At 69.0% G+C, this 2,085-nt stretch carries 1 protein-coding gene and 1 pseudogene; both read right to left on the reverse strand.

All coding sequences use genetic code 11. The features are described from left to right. Window positions 1–1,863: pseudogene (locus AC1DYN_RS32200) on the reverse strand (DEAD/DEAH box helicase); the annotation flags it as partial. Beyond that, on the reverse strand, window positions 1,860–2,085 hold a 226-nt coding region (locus tag AC1DYN_RS32205), incomplete at its 5' end, for a prolyl oligopeptidase family serine peptidase (RefSeq protein ID WP_477966811.1). The pseudogene AC1DYN_RS32200 and the gene AC1DYN_RS32205, both read right to left, overlap by 4 nt.

Here is a 2,085-nt window from a genome sequence, read left to right on the forward strand (position 1 = left end):
GTGTTCGTCGTTGATGCGCACCAGGCGCAGGCGCGTGGGCGTCTCGAGCGTGATGACCACGTCGTCGTCTTCGTTGTCGATCGGCGGGTGCAGCGCAATCGACACCTTGTCGCCCTGTTTTTTCACCAGCAGTTCCGGCTCGCCCGGCAGCAGTTCGACGCGCGTGCCGGGCGAGGCCATCCAGAACAGCAGCGGATGGCCGACCAGCGCGGCCAGCGCCTTGTGTACTTCGAGCTCGAAGCGGATGCCGCTGCCGGCGTAGTAACGGCGCCCGGCAATCGCATTGATCGCCTGCAAGTCCTGCGCGGTGAGGAACTCGAGCTGCGCGCCTTCTTCGGCCAGGCGTTTCAGGCCCAGCGCGCGGCCGCGGCTCCAGGCGCCCTGCGCATCGCGCTTCTGCTCGCGCGGCTCGATTTCCTGCACGCCCAGGTGCGGGTCGTGGCGGATCAGCCAGACCAGGCGCGATTCCTTGACCTGCTCCACCGTGAGGGCGGGCTGCAGGTTGATCAGCGCATTGAGCTGGCGCTCCCACGGCTCTTCGCGTGTGAACCAGAGTGCCATGTCGGGCAAGCGGTGGCGCTGGCGCAGTTCGCTCGCGCGCGCCTCGTGAATCAGATAGCCCGCCTGGCCCATCTGCGCCAGCACGCCGGCCAGTTGGGCCGACCACAGGTCGAACCCGGCCAGCTCGGACTGCGCCAGCATGTCTTCCAGGCGCGCCCGCTGGCTGTTCAATGCGGGCAGCGCCAGCCAGTAGTGGATCAGCGCGCGAAACACGGTCGGTTCCAGCGACAGCTCCCAGCTGCGGGTGGCGAACAGGCCGGCGTCGACGGTGCCGCGCCGGATTTCATGCAGCATGCCGAGCTGGAACCAGACCGCGTTGTCGGGCCGCTGCACGGCGCGCGTTTCGATCTCGAGCCAGGCATCGGCCAGCTTGCGGTGCGCTGGTTCGCTGCTGCGCAACAGGGCGGCGACGGCGATGTGCGCGCAGTGGCCACTGAAAGTGGCCTTGCGCTTGCCGGTCTCGCGCCGCAACTGCTTCAGGGCCGCTTCGACGCCCGCCAGGCCGACATCGACATCGTCGCGCAGCAGCTGCACGACGCTGCGCAGGAACAGTCCCGGTGAATCGGTCATGTCGGCGACCAGTTCAAGCGCATCGTCCAGGCGCCCGCACAGGATGTAGTGCTCGCCGAGCGCGCGGCGCAGCAGGCTTTCCGGGCTGCTGCGCGTGATGTAGCCCTCGGCGCAGGCGCGCACCGCCGGGGCCAGCGCCGGCTCGCTGCGCACATGCACGACCAGCACGTGCAGCACGGTCTCAAGCAGGCGCGGGTGGATGCGCTCGATCAGCGCCGGCGTGAACGGGCGCGCGCAGACGTCGACCAGCGGATGCAGGTAGCTCGCTTCATGGCAGGCCAGGCAGGCGTCGAGCAGCGGCGTGACGACGTCGATGTCCTGCCGCGTCAGCAGCGCGATGCGCAGCAGGGCCAGGCCCTGGCGATAACTGCGCAGCATCAGGTGGCCTTGCCAGTCGCGGCGCACGGTCGACACCGCGCCATACGCGCCCGCGACGACGTCGAACAGGCCGCTGTCGAGAGCAAAGTCGAGCACGGGCCAGCTGGCCGCCGGGGCCAGCGCCAGCCCGCGCTCGTTGGCGTCAACCAGCAAGCCTTCGGCCTTCAGGCGCGCCAGTTCGTCGGCCCACTGCGCGGCCGGCAACGGGGCATTGAGCGCCCGCATGTGCTCAAGGATGCGCTGGCGGCCCATCGGCTCGCCGGCGATCGCCAGCAGCGTCAGGATCGCGTGTTCTTCGGCGCTGCAGGCGGCCAGCTGTGCCCGGATGTCGTCAAGCAGTGGGCCACCCTTCATGCGTCGAGATTCTCGATCTCGATCGCGGGCAGGTCGGCCGGCACGGCAATGCCGAACACGCGCAGGTAGAAATACAGCTCGGCTTCGAGCGTGCGCACCACGCTGTCGGCCTTGCGGAAGCCATGGCCTTCGCCTTCGAGCGTCAGGTAGGCCACCGGCAGCTTTTGCGCGCGCAGGGCGTCGACCATGCTTTCGGATTGCTGCGGCGGCACGACCTTGTCG

The sequence above is a fragment of the Rhizobacter sp. P2_D12 genome (assembly GCF_056404395.1).